The following is a 6,956-nucleotide window of genomic DNA, read 5'->3' as shown; positions in this document are numbered from 1 at the left end:
TGCCGTTGAATGTTTCAGGTTGAAGGTTTGGGCCTTATTTCTTTCCGTTTGCCTTGAGGTGGTTTACGAACCATCCATCAGATGCATGGCGACTGAGTATTTAGAACAAAAGGGTTAAGTATTATGAGTGGTGCTGCTGTTGTTGTGATGAATGCTGTTGCCAACGCGATCAAGGCTTCGGGTGTGGTTGTGCAGGTTGAGCCGGCGGAGTTTTTGAAAATCGCCGGTCAAAGTGAAAAGCCACTGATTGTATATGCGCCGACGAAGGTGATCCGTACAACGCACAAATATCTGACAAGCTACAAGGGTTTGGCCTTCTACACCAAGGCAAACGATCCGCTTGTTTTTAAAGAACCGGTTGAAATGGTTACTGCGAAGAAGATCAGCATTCCAGATATGTAATCGCCATTTTTTGGTAGCCAGGTATGCGTGTCAGACATACCTGTGGATACCGGATCAAGTCCGGCATGACGTGGTGAGGCATTTGCGTGGTGACTATGGGGTGCTTAACTGTCTGATCTCATCGTCCAGCCCGGTCATTTCCCATCTGGCTAGTGAAATGGGGATACTGTCAATCCGGTTGAGTTCATCGAAGAATGCTTTCAGGCTGAAAGGCTGGCCTTTCTCTTCCATAAGTTTTGCATAGTCAGCCAATGTGCGTTCCAGCAGGTACTTGCCTGTGATGTAACTTGTGCCGTATCCAGGTTGACGGAGGTAGAGATGCTGCTCGAAAATGAGGAGTTCTTTTTCGGTTTTCATCCATCCACGGGGAGTCCAGTCCATGTGAATGCCACCGGCTTCTTCCATGGTCATCTCGTTGGCATGCGCGTAGAGCGAGCCCAGTCCACGTGCAGCGCGTTGGGCGAGAAGAATCCAGACAATTTCACGCGAACGCGGGCTATCGTCGTACAGGCCGGCATGCATAAACATCTCCTCGACGCCGGTGGCGGTGCCTTCGTTGCGGCTGTCGAATATGTTGTAAAGCGAAGGGCCGCGCACCGGGCTTGGATGTGGCGTGCGATCCATACGTGCCAGCTCAAACCAGTGATAGAAGTGCGTGTAAAGCGGGAGTGGATCGTAATGGGCACCAATCCAGAAGAAGTTGCGGATGGCTTCGGGGACAAAGCTGCCCAGGCGCACGCGTAGCGCCGGCTCCATGTAATCGGTTACCGTGAGGATTTCTTCTTCTTCTAGAAATTCCATTAATCGTGTTGCAGCCCTGTCTGCATTGGCGTCGTATGCTGCCGGATTTGATGCAGCGACCATAGGCGGCAAATTGCGGTTACGGTTTTCTTCGAGCTTCAACGAAGACCAGGCCCGGTCAAGTTCGCGTTTGAGTAAGCGGACTTCATCTTCCCAGGTAAGCGGCACGAGGTGTACGTGCTGCTGGTACCAGGTATAGTTGTCTTTGCCAATGCCCGACGGGCCGTCTTTGTGCGGTGCCTGTTCTTCGAGCCAGGTGATCAAATCCTGGGAGGCAGCGATGCCGGCTTCGATCACCTCCAGCAATGCTGCGCCTGCATCATCACCGACTTTCTGTTTGATCATGTTGAGGCTGCGTACCTGGGCTTTGATGTCGCGGATGCCTGTGATCCATAGTTCGCGGGCGTTACCGGTTAGATTAAGTTTGGCTTGCGCCATCAACGGCGGGATGACTGCAAGTTCTTTTGTCAGGCGTTGTTCTGCTACTGGCGAGAGCGGGAGTTCATAGGTCCAGAATTCTATAAGGGCGTGGTGGTTAGGGCCTTCGTGGGCCGGCACATCGCTGCGACCCATCCAGATCGAGCTGTAATACGCAGGGTCTCTTACCCACGGTTTTAATACGCGGTGGTTGAAATCAAACCCGTTCATCTCAGCGCGCACGATGTGCCAGTCAACGCGCTCAGCTACAGACCACCCGGTTGTATCCATTGCAAGCAGCTGTTCGCGCATGGGCAAAAAGGCTTCATGCCTCGTCGCAAAAGTTGTTGCTGTATAGTCAGGTGCGCCATCCAGCATCGGCGGCTTTTCGAAAGCGCGCCACGCGTCAAAGAAGGTCAACAACTCATCATGACTATTTGCTGTTGACTGCCCATGAACTGGTGTTACGCTGAACAGTAGTGCCGCAAAAAAGAGTGAAAAGTATTTATCGAACACGAACGATTTCATCTTGGCAGGCTATTTTGCTTCCTGGGGTGGGGGAAGTAAGATAGAATGCTTCAAGTAGAAAAGCCGGTGGTGATTGTGGATTGTGGATTGTGGAATGCTGAATGCGATCTGCTTGGCCCATGTCATTCCGAGCGAAGCCGAGGAATCTGGGGAGGCAGTTTGCTCTGGTTAGCAGTCGTGGTTGAGGTAAGGCATCTGGGTCCCGGATCAAGTCCGGGATGACGTGGAGGAGGGGGGTATTGCTAAACTAAAACGAATAGCGCACACCAAACTGTGCTTGCCACCTTGAAGCCAGTGGGTCGATCTGCCAGGGGGTGCCGGTTGGGTTTTTGAACTGAAAGTAGGGGGTCCCATCTTCAATGGTTTCAAATTCCAGCAGTTGGAAAGAGGCATTGGTTTCGTTGGGTACAAAGGTCTGCCGGCCAAGCCGCTCGTGGATAAGGTCGCCCAGGTTGAAGATGTCGAGGGAAAGCTCAACGGATTGCGTACGCCGGCTTTTGATTTCTATGCGGTGTGCAAGCCGCATGTCGATCTGGAAATTCCACGGGGTGCGGCTGCCATTACGCTCTGCGTAGGTGCCGCGCCGGCTGTCGAGGTAATCATTGTTCGAGATATACGCATCCAGGTTTGCCCACTGTGTTGCCGCATCGACGGTGTTACCCAGCGCGTCTTCGTAAGGCAGCAGGTTGATTTCGCTGGCGTCTCCTGGTACAAAGATCAGGTCGTTTCTTGATGACCCATCTCTGTTCAAGTCGCCGGAGTAGGTGAACGAGAAAGGGCTGCCTGATTGGGCGTTGATGAGAAAACTGGCGTAGGTCTCGTGGCCGGCTTTCCATAGCTTGCGCGCATCAACGGTTGCAAGTACCCGATGGCGCAAGTCAAAATTAGAGTACGCCAATCCCGGGTCGTTCGAGAATACCGATTGGTTCCAGTTGAAGTTTGCCGCCATCGAGTTGCGCACGCCATTAGATACATCTTTGCTCTCACCATACGTGTAAGCCGTAGTCATTGCGACGTTTGCGCTAAACTGGGTCCGAAGTTGGGCGGTTAAATTATACTGGTAGCCTTTGTCCGTGTTGGTGAGGAGGAAGACGTTGGTAAAGTTTGGATTGATCTTGCGTTCTTCGCCAGAACTGGTGTAGTACAGCCGCTGATCTGCGCCGTTGAATGTCGCAGTTGCGGGATTCAGGTTGATGGATTGAAACTGGATCGCATCTAGTGATTTGGAAAACACGCCTTCCAATGTCAAAGAGGTCTGCGCCGGGAGCTTGACATCATAAGCAAGGCTCAGTCGCGCCACGCGGGGTAACTTGAAATCGTTGTCGACAAGGTTGATTTCAGTTAAGCCGGGCTGTAAATCGCTAAGCGCAGAAATGTCTCTTTCTAGCGGGAAGTCACCGTCTGGGCGGATGTCAACGTTGCCATATTCGAGCCCAGAAACGTAGTGTGCATACGCATTCCATACAAAAGGAATTCGCCCTGTAAATAGGCCAAGTCCACCCCTGAGCTGCATCGAGCGATCCTCGCGTAAGGCGTAATTGAATCCAACGCGTGGATTGATCTGTGGGGCGCCACCGAAGTCGTTATCGAAGCCGGCAAACGCCGGTGTGTTTTGGACTTCTGGATTAATAGGCACCTGGTCTGGTTGTACCTGCATATCCAGCCTAGCACCTATCGTAAGCGCCAGTCGCTCGCTAACCCGGATCTCATCCTGGATGTAACCGCTCAGCAGAAATACCCGCAGGTCGGCTGATGGGCGATTGCGGTTGAAGTTGAAATCATTGTTCAACAGATTGTAGGCGCCACGTACCCGGCTTGGGCTATCGGCAAAAAAGTCATCCACCGAACGATACGCCCAACGGCCATTCCACGCAGTAAGGAAGCGGTACTGGAGGCGGTGGAATTCATTGCTGGTGCCGATTGTGATCGTATGTTTGCCCCGGTACAGGCTGTAGTTGTTTGTGAACTGCACCGAGCCAACAGAGAGCCCATAAACGGAAGCTTCCCGGTAGGTGCCGAGGAAAATCTGATTCGACGTATTGTAGTTGATTTCGACGTGGGGAAATACATCACCGTCAAATTCGCGATTGTCTTCCACGTTGTTGTAGCCAACAATCATGTGGTTACTGGCCCGGTTACCAAAGGTAGCTTTCCATTCTGCAACCGTACTGTTTGTCCGGCTCTGGTGGTTGAACGATTGGCTGGAATATTTGAAAACTCCTTCGCTGCGGGAGAGGTTGTCTGCGCTAGCGTCGACGAGGTTGTGACGGAGGCTGAGTTTGTGGTTTTTACCCAGGTTATAGTCGAATCGGACAAAGAGCTTGTCGTTAATGCGGTTATTCGTGAGCCGGCCAAAGGCACCGGGGTTGTAGCCCAATCTGCTTTCCAGCGTATCCGAAATTGCGGTTACTACATCGATCGGAATATTGGATCCCGCGGAGCCTGGCACGGCAAGCACCGGTTCAGCCCTGCGGCTGAGTTCATAATTGGCAAACGCAAAGAGCTTGTTTCGAATAAGCGGCCCGCCAATCCGAAAGCCAGAACTATAGTCGTGAAAGGACTCAAGTGCATTGCCGTTGATGTCTTTGCCGGCGAGGTTTTCGTTGCGACCAAATGCGTAGGCAGCGCCTTCAATTTGGTTGCTGCCGCGGCGCGTGACGGCATTCAGGTTGGCGCCTGTGAAGTTGCCCAGGCGGACGTCAAACGGCGCAATGGCAACCTGGACTTCAGCAATAGCATCAAGGCTAATTGGCTGCGCGTTTGCAAGGGCGCCCGGAGTGCCTGAGGCAACGGTGCCGCCTGCGCCGCTTGCCGGCTCTTGAAAGCCGAGTACATCATTGTGGGCTGCGCCGTCTATGCTCAGGTGGTTGAAGCGGTAGTTTGTGCCGGCAAAAACGTTTGTGTTGCCTTGCGGTGTAATCCGCGTCATGTCCTGAAGGCTTCTGTTGAGCGATGGCAATCGTTCAATCTGCTCCTGGTTAACGTTGCTGGCTACGCCTTTGCGGTCAGCGTCAAAGAGGGCCGCATTGTCGTAGGCAATCACAATTTCGCCAAGTGTAATGTCTGAAGGCGTGAGTTGAAACTCAAAAATAGACGTTGTGCTCAGTTGTACAAAGAGCTGCGTTTCCTGCTGGGTGTCATAGCCGATGAAGGATACAGAGAGCGTGTAGGGGCCGCCGGGCTGCAGATTGGGGAGTGTGTATCTACCGTCGGCCTGGGTGGCTGTGCCGTACCAGGTGCCGGAGGGTTCGTGGATGGCTACGACATTTGCGCCGGCGAGGGGTGCTTCTGATTCGTCTAGCACCGTGCCCTGAATAAGTGCGTGGGTAACCTGGGCGTAGATGGGTTTGGGGAGGATTGCTCCTAGAAAAACGAGCAGCAACAACAAAGCACTTCTACCTGACATCAACTTCAAACGGGTGGTTAACAGAGGGAATTGTTCAGTGATGTCAGTTGTGTTGTGTGTGTTAGGGAAATGTTACCACGATTTATGTGCGATTATGATAAAAAAGGAGATGCTGCAGTCGTTTTTGCAAAACGTACGCGGCATCTCCTTTTTATAGTAGAAAAGATGGCTTCAGTTATGCCGCAACGTGCATCAACTCCTCGCAAATGGCTGCAAGGTGTGTGCTGTCGGTGCCGCAACAGCCGCCCCATACATTGATGCCCGGGAGGCCATGGCGCAATTCTCCGTAGCGGGCAGCCAGTTCTTGCCGGTCCCCGGGGTCCAACTCGGTAGACTCATCCAGCTCTGCATGGCTTTTGCAGGAAGCGTTGGCGCGGACGGCCTTAACCCGTTTGTTGCACACTTCATCATCAGCAACTTGCGCGTAGAAGTGCGTTGGGTGCGCGCAATTAATCATGTAGTAGGCCGGATACGCATCGGTTGCTTCGTCAACCTCTGTGATGACATCGCGCAGTGAGGTGCCATCAATAAGCCGTCCGTCTGTTTCCAGGGTGAAAGAAATGGCGACATTGATGCCGGCTGCCTTTGCGGCTTTTGTGATGCCGATGGCTTCTTCGGCATAGTTGAGGGTAAAAGCTGAAACGAGGTCCGCGCCGGCAGCCTTGAATGCCTCAACCTGATGGGAATGCAGGGCTTGTGCTTCGCCAATCGTCATGCGGGACTCGAGCGAATACCCGTCTTTACCCGGTCCCATACAGCCGCTAATCAGAATCGGGCCCATGTCATTTTTATACCGCTGTTTGAGCACTTTCAACTGCGCAATAGCAAGCTGGTTGACATCGTTTAATTCTTCTTGCGTGTACCCCAGTTGGTATCCTGTTTCAGGATTTGCCTTGTACGTCGCGCTCTCCAGGATAAACCCTGTTTTGTATTTTTTTGCCAGTTCAAGGTACGGGATGTAGTAATCCATAACGACCTGCAACCGGTTTGGGTCTTCAAGCAGCGGGAATGCCGCAAAGTGGGGCAGTTCGAGCTTTTTGTCGAAGATGAGCGTGGTCTCGAGGCCGCCGTCTGTGAGAAAAGTTGTGCTGTTTATAAGTGTGCGGATATCTGCAATTGGGCTGGACATAATCTATCAATAAAAGTGAATGGGTTCGTGTTCACCCTTATTGGCGTAAGTAATTACCTCACGATGTAAGGTTTTGCGATAAGGTTTTTCGTATTTCCGTGCTTCCGTTTTGCACTATTCCAGCACAGGTAGTGATGCTTTTGTATGTGCCTTTGACAAAAAAGAACATCAATCGGCATTCGAAAATCGGCATTCGAAAATCGGCATTCGAAAATCGGCATTCGAAAATCGGCATTCGAAAATCGGCATTCGAAAATCGGCATTCGAAAATCG

At 52.2% G+C, this 6,956-nt stretch carries 4 protein-coding genes; 1 reads left to right on the top strand and 3 read right to left on the bottom strand.

All coding sequences use genetic code 11. The features are described from left to right. Window positions 1–147 precede the first annotated feature (147 nt). Entirely contained in the window at window positions 148–402 is a 255-nt protein-coding gene (locus AAF564_24945) for a hypothetical protein (GenBank protein MEM8488816.1), read from the top strand. Between the two features lie 93 nt (window positions 403–495). Here AAF564_24945 and AAF564_24940 read toward each other — a convergent pair whose 3' ends face one another. From AAF564_24940 to AAF564_24930, 3 genes are all read right to left on the bottom strand, one after another. Further along, complete coding sequence (locus AAF564_24940; GenBank protein MEM8488815.1) at window positions 496–2,148, bottom strand: hypothetical protein; 1,653 nt, start codon at window positions 2,146–2,148, stop codon at window positions 496–498. 247 nt (window positions 2,149–2,395) lie between these two features. Further along, window positions 2,396–5,554 (bottom strand): carboxypeptidase regulatory-like domain-containing protein, encoded by a 3,159-nt coding sequence (locus AAF564_24935; GenBank protein MEM8488814.1) that lies wholly within the window; start codon window positions 5,552–5,554, stop codon window positions 2,396–2,398. Between the two features lie 175 nt (window positions 5,555–5,729). Continuing rightward, the gene (locus AAF564_24930) at window positions 5,730–6,683 is read right to left on the bottom strand and encodes a homocysteine S-methyltransferase family protein (GenBank protein MEM8488813.1); all 954 of its coding nucleotides are present in this window, start codon (window positions 6,681–6,683) and stop codon (window positions 5,730–5,732) included. Window positions 6,684–6,956 lie beyond the last annotated feature (273 nt).

The organism is Bacteroidota bacterium (assembly GCA_039111535.1).
Lineage (GTDB): Bacteria > Bacteroidota > Rhodothermia > Rhodothermales > JAHQVL01 > JBCCIM01.
This window is presented reverse-complemented; position numbering and strand designations above follow the sequence as displayed.

Bases quoted from the DNA above. Each gene is read 5' to 3' on its own strand.
- AAF564_24935 (MEM8488814.1), bottom strand. From the start codon at position 5,554: ATGTCAGGTAGAAGTGCTTTGTTGTTGCTGCTCGTTTTTCTAGGAGCA.
- AAF564_24945 (MEM8488816.1), top strand. From the start codon at position 148: ATGAATGCTGTTGCCAACGCGATCAAGGCTTCGGGTGTGGTTGTGCAG.
- AAF564_24930 (MEM8488813.1), bottom strand. From the start codon at position 6,683: ATGTCCAGCCCAATTGCAGATATCCGCACACTTATAAACAGCACAACT.
- AAF564_24940 (MEM8488815.1), bottom strand. From the start codon at position 2,148: ATGAAATCGTTCGTGTTCGATAAATACTTTTCACTCTTTTTTGCGGCA.